This is a genomic window from Streptomyces kronopolitis (genome assembly GCF_014646275.1).
GTDB lineage: Bacteria > Actinomycetota > Actinomycetes > Streptomycetales > Streptomycetaceae > Streptomyces > Streptomyces kronopolitis.
The window spans coordinates 15,751-34,256 of record NZ_BMND01000014.1 but is presented as its reverse complement, the minus strand read 5'-3'; the positions used below and the strand labels follow the sequence as shown (position 1 = coordinate 34,256).

Genomic DNA, 18,506 nt, shown 5'->3' with positions numbered 1-18,506 from the left:
TCACCGTCGATTGGAAGGCCTGAAGTCTGATTGTTGTGTGAAACCCTGGGTGGTTACGCGATGCGCTTGCGTACGGAAGGCGGGGGAGGTACCTCGTACGCCCGGGCCCGGGACGACCCAGCGGCGCCTACCCGGCGCCCCTCGTGTCACACTCATCGCATGCGCGTGTACCTCGGCTCCGACCATGCCGGCTTCGACCTCAAGAACCACCTCGTCGAGTGGCTCAAGGCCCATGGCCACGAGCCCGTCGACTGCGGTCCCCACGTCTACGACGCCCAGGACGACTACCCCCCGTTCTGCCTGCGTGCCGCGGAGCGGACCGCCGCGGACCCGGACGGCCTCGGCATCGTGATCGGCGGCTCCGGCAACGGCGAGCAGATCGCCGCCAACAAGGTCAAGGGCGTACGGGCCGCGCTGGCCTGGAGCGAGGAGACCGCCAAGCTCGGCCGCGAGCACAACAACGCCAACGTGATCTCCGTCGGCGGCCGGATGCACTCCGAGGAGGAGGCGACCCGGTTCATCGAGGTCTTCCTGGCCACGCCCTACTCGGGTGAGGAGCGGCACACCCGCCGCATCGAGATGCTCTCCGCCTACGAGACCACCGGCGAACTGCCGGCCATCCCCGCCCACCACCCGCAGGGCTGACCCCGCTCGTCCCGCCGCCCGCCCGCCCCGGCCGCCGGGGAGGGCGGGCGCGCCCACAGGAGGAACGCCCGTGCCCGAGGGGCATACGATCCACCGCCTCGCCCTGGACCACCGCGACCGCTTCGAGGGCGAAGCGGTCCGGGCGAGCAGCCCGCAGGGGAAGTTCGCCGCCGGTGCCGCCCTCGTCGACGGCCAGGTCCTGACCTGCGCCGAGGCGCACGGCAAACACCTCTTCCTCGGCTTCGGCCCGGCCGCCCACTGGATCCACGTCCACCTCGGCCTCTTCGGCAAGCTCGGCTTCGGCACCGCGCCCGCCCCGCCGCCCACGGACACCGTCCGGCTGCGCCTGGCCACCGCCCGGCACCACGCCGACCTGCGCGGACCCACCACCTGCGCACTGATCACCGAGGACGAGAAGCAGGCGATACACGACCGGCTGGGCCCCGACCCGCTGCGCCCCGGCGACGACGCCGCCCGCGCCTGGCAGCGGATCTCCCGCAGCCGCACGACCATCGCGGCGCTGCTGCTCGACCAGAAGATCGTCGCCGGCGTCGGCAACGTCTACCGGGCCGAGGTCCTCTTCCGCCACGGAATCGACCCCTACCGCCCCGGCCGCGACCTCACCCGCGGCGAATGGGACGCCCTCTGGGACGACTTGGTGTACCTGATGGCCGAGGGCGTCCGGCACAACCGGATCGACACCGTCCGCCCGGAACACCTGCCGGAGACCATGGGCCGCCCGCCGCGGGTCGACGACCACGGCGGCGAGGTCTACGTCTACCGCCGCGCCCGGCAGGCCTGCCACGTCTGCGGCAGCGAGATCCGTACTGCCGGCCTCGCCGCCCGCAACCTCTTCTGGTGCCCGGGCTGCCAGCCGTCCACCGGCGGCGGCTGACGCTCCCCGGCGCCGGCCGCGCTGCGGAGACCGGCCCCGCCCCCGCTCAGAACCCGTGCGGCAGCCAGGGCGCCACGTCCGACCCGAACGCCGACGCCGCGGCCGCCAGCGCACCGGGCCGCAGTTCCTCCACCCGGCCGGCCGCCGCCAGCGCCGTCAGCGTGAAGCCGCCCAGATACGCCGAGCCCAGCTCCCGTACGGACAGCGCGAGTTCGGCCGGGTCCCGGGTCCGTGCGCAGGACGCCCCGGTCGCGTCGCCGGTCAGCCGCCAGCGCCCGGCGTTCCAGGGGCAGAACGGGTCCGCGACCTCCAGCACCACGTCCACCGGCGTGCGGTACGTCCGCGCCGCCAGCGCCGCGCCCACCTCCACCGGCCGGACGAACAGCGACTCCCGCAGCTCCATCGCGCACCGCCGCATGTCCGCGACGAGCAGCGGCAGCGCGTCGTCCACCGGCCGGCTGCGCACCGAGACCGACGTCGTCAGGTCGATCCCGAACAGAAAGCGCCACAGCGCCGCGTACACCACCGGATCCAGCGCGTCGAGATGCCGCACCCGCACCTCGCCCGACGGCCCGCCCCGCTCCCAGCCCGGCCTGACCGCGTAGCGCGCGTAGCCCCGCACCTCGCCGTCCACCTCGGCCACCACACACTGCAGCACCCCGGCCCCGTCCCGCTCCTCGGGCGCGTCCTGCACGGCCATCCGCTCCCAGCCGGGCAGCCGGGCGAGCATCCCGGGGCGGGCCGGGACCAGCCGGGCGTAGACCCGCTCGCAGTCGGCGAGCGCGGCCGCCGGGTCCACCAGCCGCAGCCGCACGCCGTCCACCCCGGGCGGTTCGGGGGCGGCCAGCCGCGTGGTGTCCACGGTCAGCCGCAGGTCCAGGGCCGCCGCCCCGTAGCCGAACCGGCCGTAGATCGCCGGCTCCGAGGCGGTCAGCACCGCCAGCGCCTCACCGCGCTCCCGGACGTCCGCCAGCTGGTGGCGCATCATCGACCGCAGCAGCCCGTGGCGGCGGTGCGTGGGCTGCACGCTGACCATCGTGACCCCGGCCGCGGGCACCGCGGACCCGCCGGGCACGGTCAGCCGGAACGACAGCGCCCCCGCCGTGGCGACGCACTCGTCGTCGTCCCAGACACCGAACGACCGGTCGATCTCGGTGCACTCGCGCCGGAGCGCCCGTTGCGCGCCGGTCGGCGGCGGCTCGCCGAACGCCAGATCGAGCTTGTCGGACCAGTCATCCCATTCGAGGCTCCGCACACCCCGCAGTTCCGTCGCCATGCCCCATCCCTAGCAGCCCGCCCGACGGCCGCGCGACCGGATTTCGAACGGTGTTTCCCGGCAATTGGGCGGGCCGTCGTGCGGCGAATCGACGCGCCGCCGAACGGGTGGATAGGGTCCGAGAGCAATGACACATGGCCAGGGCACGGACACCCTGACGGCCCGGATGCACAAAGGTCTGCACCGGGCCCGCATCGGCGTGCGCAAGGCCGGGGTCGACTACTTCCGCGGCGAGGGCTCCGACCGGTTCGCCCTGGCCGTCCTGCTCCTGGCCATACCCGCCATCGCCGCGGGCACGCTCCGCTTCCCCGAGTGGATCGCCCCGACGGCCCTGGTCCTGCCGGTCATCGCCGGCGGACTGCTGCTGCGCCCGGCCAACCTCCTCGTGCTGTACGGCGCCTCGGCGACCGCGCTGGTCGTGGAGTCCGCGCTGTTCGGCCCGTACGACGAAGGACCGGACCGGATCACTCCGGGCACGGTGCTGGTGGTCGCCGCGGTCGGCTTCTTCGGGCTGCTGATCGCCCAGTTCCGCAGCCGGGTCGGGGTGCCCTGGCGGCGCGGCGGCACCATGCTCTTCGACCTGCGCGAGCGGATCCGGGTGCAGAGCCAGCTGCCCACGCTGCCCCGGGGCTGGCACCACGAGATGGCCCTGCGCCCGGCCGGCGGGCAGTCCTTCTCCGGCGACTTCGTGGTGGCCTCGCGCACCCACGGCGGCACCATCCTCGAAGTGGTGCTGACCGATGTCTCCGGCAAGGGCATGGACGCGGCCTCCCGCGCACTGCTGCTCTCCGGCGCCTTCGGCGGCCTGCTGGGCTCGCTGCCGCCGCACGGCTTCCTGCCCGCCGCCAACGGCTACCTCCTGCGCCAGGACTGGGACGAGGGCTTCGCGACCTCCATCCATCTCGTCCTCGACCTGGAATCCGGCGACTACGAGCTGTTCTCCGCCGGACATCTGCCCGCCCTCCAGCTCAGCGCCGGCAGCGGCCGCTGGGAGGAGAAGTCGGGGGAGGGGCCGCTGCTGGGGGTCTACGACGGCGCCCAGTTCGACCCGGTCAAGGGGACGCTGCGGACGGGCGATGTGCTGATGCTGTTCACCGACGGCCTGGTCGAGGCCGCCGACCGGGACATCGCCGAGGGCATCGACCGGCTGACCGGCGAGGCCGACCGCTATGTCGCCGGCGGCTTCGCCGGCGCGGCCTGGCATCTGATCGAGGCCGTCGCCAAGGACGTCAACGACGACCGGGCACTGCTGCTGATCTGCCGGGACGCCTGACCCGCACGGCACCGCGCGGGCCGGGTCCCCGGCCCGCGTCCAGGGGATTCGCCGGGCCGGGACGCGCGCTCAGGCGCTGACGCGGGCCCGCGCCGAATCGGCCGGGTCCTTGCGGAACGCCCAGGCCATCGTCGGCTCCATCGCGAAGCGGAACAGCCTGCGGACCGGCGGGGTGCACAGCGCCGTCACGACACCCGCCGCGATCAGCGTGACCGCGACCTCGCCGAGCGGGGAGTGCAGCCAGGCGTAGTCGTCGAACCAGCCCCAGAACCGCGAGCCCTTGGCCAGGAAGCCGTGCAGCAGATAGCCGTACAGCGTCCCGGCGCCCAGCACTGTGAACCAGGTGTGCCGGGTCGGCACCCAGGAGAAGAAGCAGGCGGTCAGCACGATCGAGCAGCCGAAGAGCGCCAGCGTCATCACGGCACCGATCCACCAGGTGGTGCCCAACTCCTGGGCGCTGTCCCGGTGGTAGAACCACGCCGAGGTCATCCGGGGCGCCGCCCAGTAGGCCATCACCAGCGCGGCCGCGAAGATCGGCACCGAGGCGATCCGCACCGCCCGCCGCTGCACCCACCGGAAGTGCTCCGCCCGCAGCGACAGCCCCAGGACGAAGAACGGCAGGAACTGCAGCACCCGCTGGAGATCGAGATCGTCACCGATGTCGGGGGAGACGGACGCGAGGACGGCGATGGCCACCGCGAGCGGGACCGGCCAGCGCACGATCTGCCACAGCGGGGTGGTCAGCCGCCAGATGAACAGGGCCACCAGGAACCAGGTCAGGAACCACGGGTCGAGCAGGCTGATGGGCTGCCCCGGGTCGTTGTCCGCCCAGCGCTTGAAGAAGGCGTAGGCGGTCTCGAAGAGGACATACGGGACGGCGACGCCGGTCACCAGCCGCTGCAACCGGTCCTTGCGCATGTCGAAGCTGCGGGAGAAGTAACCCGAAATGATGATGAAGGCCGGCATGTGGAACGTGTAGACGGTCATGTAGAGCGCCTCGGCGGCGCGGCTGCCGTCGGTCAGCGGTTCCCAGGAGTGGCCCATCGCCACCAGCACGATGGCCAGGTACTTCGCGTTGTCGAAGAACGGATTGCGGCCACCGGTCTTCGGGGCGGGCGGCGCGGCTCCCTCCGGCCCGTCGGACGGCCCCGCCGTCGCCTCCGTCCGGTCGGAGTCCGCCGCCGCCCGGGCAGGGGGGAGTACGCGTCGGGGTGTCGGGGCAGCGGAAAACATTGGAGGCACGATAGCGGTGGCCGGGGAATGCGTAAAACCGCGGCCTGCGCATTTTTTATTTCCCCTGGTACGGCCGTTGATGAGGCACGGATAAACCCGCGGGCGCCGGGTAGACGCATGTCAGCGCCCGTCCGACTCATCCCCTATCGTCCCCTCAAATCCTCCCGTATCCCCCGCAAACGACTCCGCGGGAATGTCCCACTCCTTACTCTTATGTCTGAATGCTAATAGGCCCTTATGGCGCCGGCTAAAGCAGTGACGGACGCCACGAATTTCCTCTTTCCGTGCATGCGGTGGGAAAGGGCGAGAGGCTCCGGGGAAAGATCGCGGCGATTTGCCGACGCGGCGTCAGGCGGGAAGAATTCACCGCCCGGCCGGCCCCTCGTGAGCCCGCCACCGACCCGTCGCCGCCCGTGCGTTGCCCGCCCGTACCTCCCGCCGCGTCCGGCGCAGCCACCCCCGTCGGGAATCGGGCAAAGCGTTGGCCGATGATTCGTCACCGGTCTGCGGTGGGCATGGAGTTGGTGGCACGATGGGTGCAGGGGGGTGTGCGCGGCATGCTCCCGGGCCGGTGAGGCGTTCCGACCGAGGGTGTGATCAGTTGTGGCTCTTTCGCTGTCTGTGGTGCTGCTGTTGGGGATCATCCTGATCGTGCTGATCAGAGGGAAATCCATCAAGGCGGGGCCGGCGCTCGTCGCCATACTGTTCGGCTTCTTCCTCGCCTCCACGGGCATGGCGCCGTCCATCAACCGGTTCCTCAACTCCCTGGCGGACACCATCAACCACATCACCTTCTAGGTGAACCGCCGGCTCCCGTGCCCCGCACGCGGGGCCAGTCGTACGAGGTCTACGAGGTCTCCTCGCCACCGGTCCGCGCCGCGGCCTCGCGTACGGCTTCCGCACTGCGTCCCACCAGCGCCGACCCGTCGTCCGCCGTGATGATCGGCCGCTGGATCAGCCGGGGGTGCGCCGCCAGTGCCGCGATCCAGCGCTCCCGCGCGGCGTCGGTGCGCTCCCAGTCCGCGAGTCCCAGCTCCGCGGCCTCGGCCTCCTGGGTGCGGGTGATGTCCCAGGGCTCCAGGTCCAGCCGCCGCAGCACGGCGCGCAGTTCCTCGGCGCCCGGCGGGTCCTCCAGGTATTTCCGCACGGTGTACTGGGCGCCCTCCTCGTCGAGGATCTCCACGGCGGAACGGCACTTGGAACACGCGGGATTGAGCCAGATCTCCATGGCGCCAGCTTAAGGATCCCGGCACCCGGTGCGAAGAGGGCGCCCGACGCCCACCGAGGCGCCCCGGGCAGCAGAAAACCCCAGGCCGGAGGGCCTGGGGTTTCGCATCTGAGCGGGCGACGGGAATCGAACCCGCGTAGCTAGTTTGGAAGACTAGGGCTCTACCATTGAGCTACGCCCGCGAGCGCCGACCGGTCGCGGGACCTCGGCACGCAGTGCATCCTAGCGGGTCGCGGGGGTGTGCCGCACATCCCTTCCCGCGGACGGTGCGCCCGCGCCGCCGCTGCCCGCGCGCCACCCACCGGACGCCCCGATAACGTGCGGCCGCACGGCCTGCGGCCATGTACCCTACGTGTCGCACCGACGGGGTGTGGCGCAGCTTGGTAGCGCGTCCGCTTTGGGAGCGGAAGGTCGTCGGTTCGAATCCGGCCACCCCGACCAGCAGCAGGTCGGCCCGACGGTTCGCGTCGGGCACCGCTGCCACCCACCTTGGCGATGCCGCGGGATCGTCGGCTGTTCAAGATCACATTGTGGGCGTCATCCTCCTTGCGGTTACTATGCAAACTGCGTGTCCGTGTGTCTGTGTACCGGGCGCGGTCGGCCGGACCCGGATAAGCCGGGCACAGGCTGATCTCACGCAGAACCCCAGAAGTCAGCCCCAAGGAGACCGAACCGTGAAGAGCGCCGTGGAGACCCTGAACCCGACTCGGGTTCGGCTCACTGTCGAGGTGCCCTTCGAGGAGCTCAAGCCCAGCCTCGACGCGGCGTACAAGAAGATCAACCAGCAGGTCACGGTGAAGGGCTTCCGCCAGGGCAAGATCCCGGCCCGCGTCATCGACCAGCGGTTCGGTCGCGGCGCCGTGCTCGAGGAGGCCGTCAACGACGCGCTCCCGAAGTTCTACACCGAAGCGGTCAACGAGGGTGAGCTCAACGTCCTCGGCCAGCCCGAGGTCGACATCACCGAGCTGAAGGACGGCGAGCTGCTGGCCTTCACCGCCGAGGTCGACATCCGTCCCGCCGTCGAGATCCCGGACTACTCCGGCATCGAGGTCGAGGTCGACGCCGTCGAGGTGTCGGACGAGGACATCGACAAGTCCGTCGAGCAGCTGCGCGAGCGCTTCGCGACGACCAGCCCGGTCGAGCGCGCGGCCCAGGACGGCGACGTCCTGACGCTGAACCTCGAGGCCAAGGTGGACGGCGAGGTCCTGGAGGACGGCGTCGCCCAGGGCGTCACCTACACCGTCGGCTCCGGTGAGCTGCTCGACGGCATCGACGAGGCCGTCACCGGCGTCGAGGCCGGCGGCAGCGCCACCTTCACCTCCGAGCTCAAGGGCGGTTCCGCCGAGGGCAAGGAGGCCGAGGTCACGGTCGAGGTCACCGAGATCAAGTCCCGTGAACTGCCCGCGCTGGACGACGACTTCGCGCAGCTGGCCAGTGAGTTCGACACCCTCGAGGAGCTGCGCGCGGACAGCCGCAAGCGCCTCGAGCAGATGAAGAAGTACGACCAGGCCACCCAGGCTCAGGAGAAGGTCCTGGACGAGCTGCTCAAGCTCGTCGAGGTGCCGATGCCCGAGAAGCTGCTCGAGGACGAGATCCAGACCCGCAAGCACAACCTGGTCAACCACCAGCTCGGCCAGATGGGCCTCGACCTCGCCAAGTACCTGGAGATCCAGGGCAAGAGCGAGGAGGAGTTCGACGCCGAGACCAAGGAGCAGGCGGAGAAGGGCATCAAGACCCAGTTCCTCCTCGACGAGCTGGTCAACAAGGAGAAGCTGAACGTCAGCCAGGAGGAGCTCACCGAGCACCTCATGCGCCGCGCGCAGTCCTCCGGCATGTCCCCCGACCAGTTCGCCCAGGCCGTCGTCGAGGGCGGCCAGGTGCCGATGCTCGTCGGTGAGGTCGCCCGCGGCAAGGCCCTCGCGGTCGTCGTCGAGGCCGCCACGGTCAAGGACAGCAACGGCGAGGTCATCGACCTCGACGACGAGGACGAGACCGCCGAGACGGTCGAGGCCACCGAGGCTGCCGAGACCGAGGGCGACGAGAAGCCCGAGGCCTGAGCCTCCGGCGCCGCGGCGCCGACCGGCTGTGACGGGCCCGAACACGCACGCCCGCGTGTTCGGGCCCGTATGTCGTAACCGGCCGGTGAGCCTGCGCTCACAGCGAACAGATATCGATGCGGGATGGCGTTGTCCGACCTGCGCGTTAGGGTCCGTAGATACGAGGGCAGGGGAGTTGCTGAATCCGCGCCGGACCCCTACACGGCGCCACTCCCCACGCCCCAGAAGACGACGCTGAGACGGCCTGAGCCGTCCGACAACGAGCAGGTGGACACGTGACGATCCCGATGCCTTCCGCCGCCGCTGAGCCGACCTTCGGTGGCCTCGGCGACCAGGTCTACAACCGGCTGCTCGGCGAGCGGATCATCTTCCTCGGCCAGCCGGTCGACGACGACATCGCCAACAAGATCACCGCGCAGCTGCTTCTCCTGGCCGCGGACCCGGACAAGGACATCTTCCTCTACATCAACTCCCCGGGCGGCTCGATCTCGGCCGGCTTGGCGATCTACGACACCATGCAGTACATCAAGAACGACGTGGTGACGATCGCGATGGGCCTCGCCGCCTCCATGGGCCAGTTCCTGCTGAGCGCCGGCACCCCGGGCAAGCGCTTCGCGCTCCCGAACGCCGAGATCCTCATCCACCAGCCCTCCGCGGGCCTGGCGGGTTCCGCGTCGGACATCAAGATCCACGCCGAGCGGCTGCTGCACACCAAGAAGCGGATGGCGGAGCTCACGGCCTTCCACACCGGCCAGACCGTCGAGCGGATCACGCAGGACTCGGACCGCGACCGCTGGTTCTCCGCCGACGAGGCCAAGGAATACGGCCTGATCGACGATGTGATGACCTCCGCCGCCGGCGTTCCGGGCGGGGGCGGCACCGGGGCCTGAGCCCCGTACCACTCGCCCCACAGCCCCCAGCCCACTTGATCGCCACCAGGACGGTGAACACCACGATGAACAACTTCCCCGGCAGCGGCCTCTCCCAGGGCGCGGAGTCCGAGTTTTCCGGCCCGCGTGCCGAGTCCCGCTACATCGTCCCGCGCTTCGTCGAGCGCACCTCGCAGGGCGTGCGCGAGTACGACCCGTACGCGAAGCTGTTCGAGGAGCGCGTGATCTTCCTCGGCGTGCAGATCGACGACGCCTCGGCCAACGACGTCATGGCCCAGCTGCTGTGCCTGGAGTCGATGGACCCGGACCGGGACATCTCCATCTACATCAACAGCCCCGGCGGTTCGTTCACGGCGCTCACGGCCATCTACGACACGATGCAGTTCGTGAAGCCGGACATCCAGACGGTCTGCATGGGCCAGGCGGCCTCCGCCGCGGCCGTGCTGCTCGCCGCCGGCACGCCCGGCAAGCGGATGGCGCTGCCGAACGCCCGGGTGCTGATCCACCAGCCCTACAGCGAGACCGGCCGCGGCCAGGTCTCCGACCTGGAGATCGCCGCCAACGAGATCCTGCGGATGCGCTCGCAGCTGGAGGACCTGCTGGCCAAGCACTCCTCCACGCCGGTCGAGAAGATCCGTGACGATATCGAGCGTGACAAGATTCTGACGGCGGAGGAGTCCCTGGCGTACGGTCTGGTCGACCAGATCGTCTCGACCCGGAAGTCCTCCGTGTCGATCGGCTGACGATCTTCGCAATGTGAGCCGGAGCGTTGCCCCCTTGGACCGGGTCGGGATCGAGTGAAACCGAGTCGGTCCAAGGGGGGCCCGTACGGGGGGCCCGGCAAGGTACCGTCGATAGGCAAGCACCCGGGTCCGTGGAGCAATACGGATCCCAGGCGAAGGGGAAGCACCTCGTGGCACGCATCGGTGACGGCGGCGACCTGCTCAAGTGCTCATTCTGCGGAAAGAGTCAGAAGCAGGTGAAGAAGCTCATCGCGGGACCTGGTGTGTACATCTGCGACGAGTGCATCGACCTCTGCAACGAAATCATCGAGGAGGAGCTCGCCGAGACCTCCGAGGTGCGGTGGGAGGAGCTCCCCAAGCCGCGGGAGATCTACGAGTTCCTGAACGGCTATGTCGTCGGCCAGGACCCCGCCAAGAAGGCGCTGTCGGTCGCCGTCTACAACCACTACAAGCGGGTGCAGGCGGGCGAGAACGGCCCCGGGCGCGGCGAGGAGGGCATCGAGCTCGCCAAGTCCAACATCCTGCTGCTGGGCCCCACCGGCTCCGGCAAGACGCTGCTCGCCCAGACCCTCGCCCGGATGCTCAACGTCCCCTTCGCGTTCGCCGACGCCACGGCGCTCACCGAGGCCGGCTATGTCGGCGAGGACGTCGAGAACATCCTCCTCAAGCTGATCCAGGCCGCGGACTTCGACATCAAGAAGGCCGAGACCGGCATCATCTACATCGACGAGATCGACAAGGTCGCCCGCAAGAGCGAGAACCCGTCGATCACCCGCGATGTCTCCGGTGAGGGCGTCCAGCAGGCCCTGCTGAAGATCCTGGAGGGCACCACCGCCTCGGTCCCGCCGCAGGGCGGCCGCAAGCACCCCCACCAGGAATTCATCCAGATCGACACCACCAACGTGCTGTTCATCGTGGGCGGTGCCTTCGCCGGCCTGGAGAAGATCATCGAGTCCCGGTCCGGCGCCAAGGGCATCGGCTTCGGCGCCACGATCCGCTCCAAGCGCGAGATCGAGTCCAAGGACCAGCTCCAGGACGTCATGCCGGAGGACATGGTGAAGTTCGGGATGATCCCGGAGTTCATCGGCCGCCTCCCCGTCCTCACCTCGGTCCACAACCTCGACCGCGAGGCCCTGCTGCAGATCCTGGTCGAGCCGCGCAACGCGCTCGTCAAGCAGTACAAGCGCCTCTTCGAACTCGACGGTGTCGAGCTGGACTTCGACCGCCCGGCGCTGGAGGCCATCGCCGACCAGGCCATCCTGCGCGGCACCGGCGCCCGCGGACTGCGCGCCATCATGGAGGAGGTCCTCCAGGCGGTGATGTACGAGATCCCGTCCCGCAAGGACGTGGCCCGCGTCGTCATCACCGAGGACGTCGTCCACTCGAACGTGAACCCCACCCTGGTCCCGCGCAACCGCGGCGACTCCGGGGAGCCGCAGGAGAAGAGCGCCTAGCCGCTCCGCCCCACCCGCACGGGAGCCGCCCGGCAGCAGCTGCTGCCGGGCGGCTCCCGTCGTACGGCCCCGTCGTGCGGGCCGCGGTCACTTCTCCTTGCGGACCTCGGTACGCACCTTCGCGGTCATCTCCGACAGCTGCTCGGCGCTGGGCGCCTTCCCGCTCTCCCCGCTGGGCGAGGGGGTCGGGACCACCGAGACCGTGCCGATGGCGCTGCTGTCGCCCCAGATGCACATCGAGAAGTTCACCGCCACGTTCACGCCCCCCTGGGCGGCGGAGAGCTTCTGCTCCTTGCACTTCATGATCGCGCCGTCGAAGCCGTTCGGCGAGTACGCGGTGGGACCGGAGACCGTCTCGATCTTGAAGCCCTGGCCGGCCGAGTTCTTGTTCTGGTCCTCCTCCAGCCTGGCGAACGCCTGGTTCACGGCCGACTCGGGGTCGGCGACCTTGCCGTAGACCCCGCCCACGTTCAGCTGGAGCTTGGCGACGTTGGCGTACTTGCCGGAGACCGCCTTGCTGTCCGTGATCCCCATCGCCTTGGCGTCCTTGTCGTTCGAGACGTCCTTGACGGCGCCGGCGGGGGAGCCGAGGGCCTTGCTGTACTCCCCGCTCAGCAGCTTGTCCGGGAGGGAAATCGTGTAGGGGGCCACGTCGCCGCCCGAGCCGAAGACGAAGTAGGCGCCGATGCCGATGGCCGCGACCACCACGACGGCGCCGGCGATCAGGCCGATCCTCTTGCCGTTGCCGCCGGACTCCGGGGCGCCCTGGGGGATCATGCCGTAGGGCGTCTGCTGGCCGCCGTACGGCGCCTGCTGGCCGTATCCGGGCTGGGCGGGCTGCTGGGGGTAGCCGTAGCCCTGCTGGGGGTAGCCGTAGCCCTGCTGGGGAACCTGCTGCGGGTAGCCGTAACCCTGCTGCCCCGGGACCGGGCCGCCCTGCTGCGGGTAGCCGTAGCCCGGCTGCGGGGCCGGCGGCTGCGGCGGCTGGCCGTACGGGCCCGGCTGCGGGGGCTGCTGGCCGTACGGGCCGGGAGGCGGCTGGTTGAAGCTCATGGAGCGGTTCCCCTCGTGACAACTGAAGACAGTTGAGTTCTGCGTGTGAAGTTCTGGGTGTGGAGTTCTGGGTGTGACGTGCGGCGATGTTCGCGCGCTGCGGACATCCTGTACGACGCCGCCGACAGCCGCGGCCCCGGGGGCGAAACCGATTCGAAGCCGCGACATCCGCGCCCGTACACTGTGCGTCGTGACCGAGAACACTCAGCAGAGCAACCACAGCGCCCCCGAACTGCCGACTCAGTACACGCCGGCCGAGGTAGAGGGGCCGCTGTACGAGCGCTGGGTAGAGCGGGGCTACTTCGAGGCGGACGAGAAGAGCGACAAGCCGCCGTACACGATCGTCATCCCGCCGCCGAACGTCACCGGCTCCCTGCACCTGGGGCACGCCTTCGAGCACACGCTGATCGACGCCCTCACCCGCCGCAAGCGCATGCAGGGCTACGAGACGCTCTGGCAGCCGGGCATGGACCACGCCGGCATCGCCACCCAGAACGTCGTCGAGCGCGAGCTCGCCAAGGAGGGCGTCTCCCGGCACGACCTGGGCCGCGAGGCCTTCGTCGAGCGGGTCTGGCAGTGGAAGGGCGAGTCCGGCGGTCAGATCTCCGGCCAGATGCGCCGGCTCGGCGACGGCGTCGCCTGGTCGCGCGAGCGCTTCACGATGGACGAGGGCCTGTCCAAGGCCGTCCAGACGATCTTCAAGCGGCTCTACGACGACGAGTTGATCTACCGCGCCGAGCGCATCATCAACTGGTGCCCGCGCTGCCTGACCGCGATCTCGGACATCGAGGTCGAGTACCAGGACGACGACGGCGAGCTGGTCTCCATCCGCTACGGCGAGGGCGAGAACTCCATCGTCGTGGCGACCACCCGCGCCGAGACGATGCTCGGCGACACCGCCGTCGCGGTCCACCCCGAGGACGGGCGCTACGCCCATCTCGTCGGCACCGAGATCGAGTTGCCGCTGACCGGCCGCCGGATCCCGGTCGTCGCCGACGAGCACGTCGACCCGGAGTTCGGCACCGGCGCGGTCAAGGTCACCCCGGCCCACGACCCCAACGACTTCGAGATCGGCCGCCGGCACGACCTGCCCAACCTCGCCGTCCTCGACGAGCGCGGCGTCATCACGGCGCACGGCCCCTTCCAGGGCCTGGACCGCTTCGAGGCCCGCTCCGCGATCGTCGGCGCGCTGCGCGCCGAGGGCCGGATCGTCGCCGAGAAGCGCCCGTACACCCACTCCGTCGGGCACTGCTCGCGCTGCAAGACCACCATCGAGCCGCGGCTGTCCATGCAGTGGTGGGTCAAGGTCGGTCCGCTGGCGCAGGCCGCGGGTGACGCGGTCCGCGACGGCAAGGTCGCCATCCACCCCAAGGAGATGGAGTCCCGCTACTTCGGCTGGGTCGACAACCTCCACGACTGGTGCATCTCACGGCAGTTGTGGTGGGGCCACCGGATTCCCGTCTGGTACGGCCCGAACGGCGAGGTCGTCTGCGTCGGACCGGACGACGAGGCGCCCACCGGCGAGGGCTGGACGCAGGACACCGATGTCCTGGACACCTGGTTCTCCTCCGGGCTGTGGCCGTTCTCCACGCTCGGCTGGCCCGAGCAGACCCCGAGCGTCGAGAAGTTCTACCCGAACTCCGTCCTGGTCACCGGCTACGACATCCTCTTCTTCTGGGTCGCCCGGATGATGATGTTCGGGCTGTACGCGATGGACGGCACCCCGCCGTTCCACACCATCGCGCTGCACGGCATGGTCCGCGACCAGTTCGGCAAGAAGATGTCCAAGTCCTTCGGGAACGCGGTCAATCCGCTGGACTGGATGGACGCCTACGGCTCGGACGCCGTCCGGTTCACGCTGGCGCGCGGGGCGAACCCGGGGGTCGACGTCCCGATCGGCGAGGACTGGGTCCAGGGCTCGCGCAACTTCGCCAACAAGATCTGGAACGCCACCCGCTTCGCGCTGATGAACGGCGCGACGGTGGAGGGCGAACTCCCGCCCGCCGAGCAGCTGTCGGCGACCGACCGGTGGATCCTCTCCCGGCTGAACTCGGTCGTCGCCGAGGTCGACGCGTACTACGACGACTACCAGTTCGCGAAGCTGTCGGACACCCTCTTCCACTTCGCCTGGGACGAGGTCTTCGATTGGTACGTCGAGCTGTCCAAGACGACGTTCATGGCGGGCGGCCCGGCCGCAGAGGCCTCGCGCCGGGTGCTGGGCGAGGTGCTGGACGTCACGCTGCGGCTGCTGCACCCGATCGTGCCGTTCGTCACCGAGACCCTGTGGACGACGCTGACCGGTGGTGAGTCGGTCGTGATCGCCGACTGGCCGAAGGCTGTGCTCGTTGCGGGGGCGGACGCCCCGGGCGGCTTCCGGGACGAGGCGGCCGAGCGGGAGATCGAGACCGTCCAGCAGGTGGTCACCGAGGTCCGGCGCTTCCGCTCCGACCAGGGGCTGCAGCCCGGCCAGAAGGTCCCGGCGCGGCTGGAGCTGTCCGGTACGGCGCTGGCCGCGCACGAGGCCGCGATGCGCTCGCTGCTGCGGCTGCAGCCGGCAGGTGAGGGCTTCAGCGCGACCGCTTCGCTGCCGGTCGCGGGCGCGACGGTGGCCCTGGACCTCTCCGGCGCGATCGACGTCGAGGCGGAGCGCAAGCGGCTGACGAAGGACCTGGCCGCGGCGGAGAAGGAGAAGGCGCAGGCCACCGGCAAGCTCGGCAACGAGGCGTTCCTCGCCAAGGCGCCGGAGCAGGTCGTGGACAAGATCCGGGTCCGGCTGGCGGCCGCGGAGGCGGACATCGTCCGGATCACCGCGCAGCTGGCGGCCCTGCCCCAGGCGTAGCCGCCGGGCCCGGCCGCGGTCCGGGATCCGGGCGGCCCGCCCCGGGAGCGCTGTACGCAGGCCCCTCGTCCGTACGGGCGGGGGGCCTGCGCCGTCCCCGGCCCGTCCCCCGTCCCCGGCTGCCGCGTTCGCGCACCGGCCAGAGCAGCACATACGCCGTCGAGACGGCCACGAAGGCCAGCCGGATCAGGCCCCGGGCGGCGTCGTCGGGAACGGCGAAGACGCTGCCGTAGAGGACGAGCAAGCCCAGCCAGCTCCACCAGGGCACCAGCCGGCGCTGGCCGATGACGTCCCAGAGCAGGGTGCCCAGCAGCACGGACGCCGTGTAGTACGTGTAGACGCTCGGGTCGAGCACGATCCGGGCATTGGCGCCCAGCAGCACCACCGCCGCCCAGCGGCCGCGCCAGACCGCGAGGGCGCCCAGCGCGAGCCCCAGCGCGGCCTGGGCGGGGCGGTCCCAGCCGGGCGTCCTCGGGTCGCCGACGCCCAGCCAGCGCAGGGCGGACGCCGGCTGGTTCGGGATGGCGAACCGCGCTGCGGCGAAGGAGTGCGAGTCGCCCAGGAAGAAGGGCAGCCAGGCGACGGCGACCAGGCCCGCGCACCACAGCCCGGCCCGCAGCCACTTCTCCCGCGGCAGCGCGAGCAGCAGCGGGAGGAAGGCGAGGGCGGTGGGCTTGGAGTCCATCGCGAGGGCGAGGAAGACGCCGGTGAGGGCGGCGTCGCCGCGGGTGACGGCGCGGACCGCGAGGGTGGTGAAGAACAGCGCGAGGACGTCGTCGAGATGCCCGAAGCGGACCGCGACCTCGATCCACATGGGGATGAAGGCCAGCCCGGCGATCAGCACGCGCTGCCGCAGCCGCTGGTGGTTGGTGCCGGTGCCCAGGAAGTGGTGGGCGGCGCTGCGGCCGGCCAGCACCACGATGACCAGGCCGAGCAGCGACATCAGGGCGGCGGCCAGAAACTGGCCGGTGACCTCGGGGAACGGGTTGAACAGCCCGGCGGCCAGAAAGCTGAGCGGGCCCATCTGGAGCTCGGGGTGGTGCGCGTAGAGGTTGAGCCCGCCGGTGCCGTGGTCCGAGGTGTCCTGGTAGATCAGCTGTCCGCCGGTGTGCAGGTAGTGCCAGGAGAACCCGCCGTGCGGTTCCACGAGGACGAACCACAGCACGGTCCAGGCGCTGAGCAGGACCAAATGCATCCGCTGACTGATTGCCGGCACCCGTCCTCAGCTCCTGCCTTTCCGTCCGCGCAGCGCGGTGATCATCGGGGGCGGCCCACAGCCCGCCGTGGAAGAGGGGCGAACGCGGCCGGAAGTTGCCCCGGAGCGGTGCGGCGGCCGTTCTCATGGCCCTCTCATGAAGGCGAGGCACGGTGGACCGGAAATGCCGGAATACAGACGTTCCGGCCGTACCGCACGTCCCGTACGGAGGAGCCGCGCACCGTGAACAAACCCCTGCGACGGGCCGCGATCTTCTGTCTCGCACTGATCCTCGCACTGATGGGCTGGGCCACCTGGATCCAGGGGGCCAAGGCCAGTGACTACAAGGAGGACCCGCACAATCCGCGGGTCGCGATCGGCAAGTACTCCGCGCCGCTGGGCAACATCCTCGTCGGCGGGGAGCCGGTCACCGGCTCCGCCGCGACCGACTCGACGCTCAAGTACAAGCGGACGTACAAGGACGGCCCGATGTACGCGCCGGTGACCGGCTTCACCTCGCAGATCTACGGGAGCAACCAGCTGGAGAGCCTCTACGGCGACCTGCTCGACGGCTCCGACAGCCGGCTGCAGAGCCCGGTCGACGCGCTGACCCGCGAGCGCGCCAAGGGCGGCGACGTGGCCACCACCATCGACCCGAAGGTGCAGCAGGCCGGCTACCGGGCGCTGGGGGGCAAGAAGGGCGCGGCCGTCGCGATGGACCCGGCCACCGGGCGGATCCTCGGGATGGTCAGCACGCCCTCGTACGACCCCGGGAAGTTCGCCGGGTCCTCGGGCGCCGACCAGAAGGCGTGGCAGAAGCTGTCCGACGACCCGGACAGCCCCGAGGTCAACCGGGCGCTGCGGCAGCCGCTGCCGCCCGGCTCCACCTTCAAGCTGGTGGTGGCGGCGGCCGCGCTGGAGAACGGCCTGTACTCCTCGGTGGACGAGCCCACCGACAGTCCCGACCCGTACACCCTCCCGCACACCAGCAAGAAGCTCCCCAACGAGAACGCCTCCGCGCCCTGCAAGAACGCGAACATCCGCACCGCGCTCCAGTACTCCTGCAACACCGTCTTCGGGAAGATGGCCGTGGACCTGGGCAAGGACAAGGTGAAGGCGCAGGCCGAGAAGCTCGGCTTCAACGACGGCAAGGTCGACACCCCGGTGCGGGCCGCCAAGAGCGTCTTCCCCGGTGACATGGACGACGCGCAGACCGCCCTGTCCGGCATCGGCCAGTTCAACGACCAGGCGACCCCGCTCCAGATGGCGATGGTCTCCGCGGCCATCCAGAACGGCGGCGAGCTGAAGACCCCGCAGCTGGTCGACAAGCTGACCGACGGCGGCGGCAACACCGTGCAGGAGAACTCCCCGAAGACCTACCGCAAGGCGATGTCGGGGCGCACGGCGGAGCAGCTGCGGTCGGCCATGCAGACGGTGGTGGACAAGGGCACCGGGGCCGGCGCGAAGATCGACGGACTGACCGTCGGCGCCAAGACCGGTACCGCCCAGCACGGCGTGGACAACAGCGGTACGCCCTACGCCTGGTTCGTCTCGTACGCCGAGGACGGCAAGGGGCACCAGGTGGCGGTGGCCGTGATGGTCGAGGACGGGCACGCCGCCCGCAACGAGGTCTCCGGCAACGGTCTGGCGGGCCCGATCGCGCGGGCCATGATGAAGGCGGCACTGCAGTAGCGGCGGCGCGGCGCCGGCCGGGCGCCCGGGATC

Annotated in this window: 15 protein-coding genes and 2 tRNA genes; 11 read left to right on the top strand and 6 right to left on the bottom strand. The window is 70.4% G+C overall.

The genetic code is table 11. From position 1 onward, the window contains the following. Positions 1–159: 159 nt before the first annotated feature. Positions 160–645 carry a ribose-5-phosphate isomerase gene (locus IEY78_RS17110; RefSeq protein WP_189099165.1) on the top strand — a complete coding sequence of 162 codons (486 nt, stop codon included), beginning with the start codon at positions 160–162 and terminating at the stop codon, positions 643–645. A gap of 70 nt (positions 646–715) precedes the next feature. Next, a complete protein-coding gene (locus IEY78_RS17105) occupies positions 716–1,540 on the top strand; it encodes an Fpg/Nei family DNA glycosylase (protein ID WP_189099163.1) in 825 nt (274 codons plus the stop codon). Positions 1,541–1,586: 46 nt separating this feature from the next. Here IEY78_RS17105 and IEY78_RS17100 read toward each other — a convergent pair whose 3' ends face one another. After that, positions 1,587–2,816, bottom strand: a complete 1,230-nt coding sequence (locus IEY78_RS17100; RefSeq protein ID WP_189099161.1) for a GNAT family N-acetyltransferase — start codon at positions 2,814–2,816, stop codon at positions 1,587–1,589. Between the two features lie 127 nt (positions 2,817–2,943). On the opposite strand from IEY78_RS17100, the gene IEY78_RS17095 reads away from it, so the two are divergent. Further along, positions 2,944–4,089 (top strand): PP2C family protein-serine/threonine phosphatase, encoded by a 1,146-nt coding sequence (locus IEY78_RS17095; protein WP_189099159.1) that lies wholly within the window; start codon positions 2,944–2,946, stop codon positions 4,087–4,089. Between the two features lie 69 nt (positions 4,090–4,158). Here the strand turns inward: IEY78_RS17095 and IEY78_RS17090 are convergent, their stop codons facing one another. After that, positions 4,159–5,322 (bottom strand): acyltransferase family protein, encoded by a 1,164-nt coding sequence (locus IEY78_RS17090; RefSeq protein ID WP_189099157.1) that lies wholly within the window; start codon positions 5,320–5,322, stop codon positions 4,159–4,161. 603 nt (positions 5,323–5,925) lie between these two features. On the opposite strand from IEY78_RS17090, the gene IEY78_RS17085 reads away from it, so the two are divergent. Next, positions 5,926–6,120, top strand: a complete 195-nt coding sequence (locus IEY78_RS17085; protein WP_030415520.1) for a hypothetical protein — start codon at positions 5,926–5,928, stop codon at positions 6,118–6,120. 49 nt (positions 6,121–6,169) lie between these two features. Here IEY78_RS17085 and IEY78_RS17080 read toward each other — a convergent pair whose 3' ends face one another. Both IEY78_RS17080 and IEY78_RS17075 read right to left on the bottom strand, forming a co-directional pair. Then, on the bottom strand, positions 6,170–6,550 hold the full coding sequence (locus IEY78_RS17080; RefSeq protein WP_189099155.1) for an arsenate reductase family protein: 381 nt from the start codon (positions 6,548–6,550) through the stop codon (positions 6,170–6,172). A gap of 111 nt (positions 6,551–6,661) precedes the next feature. Continuing rightward, positions 6,662–6,732, bottom strand: a tRNA-Gly gene (locus IEY78_RS17075). A 182-nt stretch (positions 6,733–6,914) separates the two neighbouring features. Here IEY78_RS17075 and IEY78_RS17070 point away from each other — a divergent pair. The 5 genes from IEY78_RS17070 to clpX all read left to right on the top strand — a co-directional run bounded on the left by IEY78_RS17070 (position 6,915) and on the right by clpX (position 11,694). Then, positions 6,915–6,991: transfer RNA gene (locus tag IEY78_RS17070), tRNA-Pro, on the top strand. 233 nt (positions 6,992–7,224) lie between these two features. Next, complete coding sequence (tig, locus tag IEY78_RS17065; RefSeq protein WP_189099153.1) at positions 7,225–8,607, top strand: trigger factor; 1,383 nt, start codon at positions 7,225–7,227, stop codon at positions 8,605–8,607. A gap of 287 nt (positions 8,608–8,894) precedes the next feature. Beyond that, on the top strand, positions 8,895–9,497 hold the full coding sequence (locus IEY78_RS17060) for an ATP-dependent Clp protease proteolytic subunit (RefSeq protein WP_030283915.1): 603 nt from the start codon (positions 8,895–8,897) through the stop codon (positions 9,495–9,497). 65 nt (positions 9,498–9,562) lie between these two features. After that, entirely contained in the window at positions 9,563–10,240 is a 678-nt protein-coding gene (locus tag IEY78_RS17055) for an ATP-dependent Clp protease proteolytic subunit (protein ID WP_086718396.1), read from the top strand. Between the two features lie 170 nt (positions 10,241–10,410). Beyond that, positions 10,411–11,694, top strand: a complete 1,284-nt coding sequence (gene clpX, locus IEY78_RS17050; RefSeq protein WP_189099151.1) for an ATP-dependent Clp protease ATP-binding subunit ClpX — start codon at positions 10,411–10,413, stop codon at positions 11,692–11,694. An 87-nt stretch (positions 11,695–11,781) separates the two neighbouring features. Here the strand turns inward: clpX and IEY78_RS17045 are convergent, their stop codons facing one another. Then, a complete protein-coding gene (locus IEY78_RS17045) occupies positions 11,782–12,747 on the bottom strand; it encodes a hypothetical protein (protein WP_189099149.1) in 966 nt (321 codons plus the stop codon). Positions 12,748–12,937: 190 nt separating this feature from the next. Here IEY78_RS17045 and IEY78_RS17040 point away from each other — a divergent pair, with 190 nt between their 5' ends. Further along, complete coding sequence (locus IEY78_RS17040; RefSeq protein WP_189099147.1) at positions 12,938–15,586, top strand: valine--tRNA ligase; 2,649 nt, start codon at positions 12,938–12,940, stop codon at positions 15,584–15,586. Here IEY78_RS17040 and IEY78_RS17035 read toward each other — a convergent pair. Further along, positions 15,552–16,781 carry a hypothetical protein gene (locus tag IEY78_RS17035; RefSeq protein ID WP_189099319.1) on the bottom strand — a complete coding sequence of 410 codons (1,230 nt, stop codon included), beginning with the start codon at positions 16,779–16,781 and terminating at the stop codon, positions 15,552–15,554. The two genes, IEY78_RS17040 and IEY78_RS17035, sit on opposite strands and share 35 nt — an antisense overlap. 243 nt (positions 16,782–17,024) lie before the next feature. Here IEY78_RS17035 and IEY78_RS17030 point away from each other — a divergent pair, with 243 nt between their 5' ends. Further along, a complete protein-coding gene (locus IEY78_RS17030) occupies positions 17,025–18,473 on the top strand; it encodes a peptidoglycan D,D-transpeptidase FtsI family protein (RefSeq protein WP_189099139.1) in 1,449 nt (482 codons plus the stop codon). Positions 18,474–18,506: the final 33 nt, after the last annotated feature.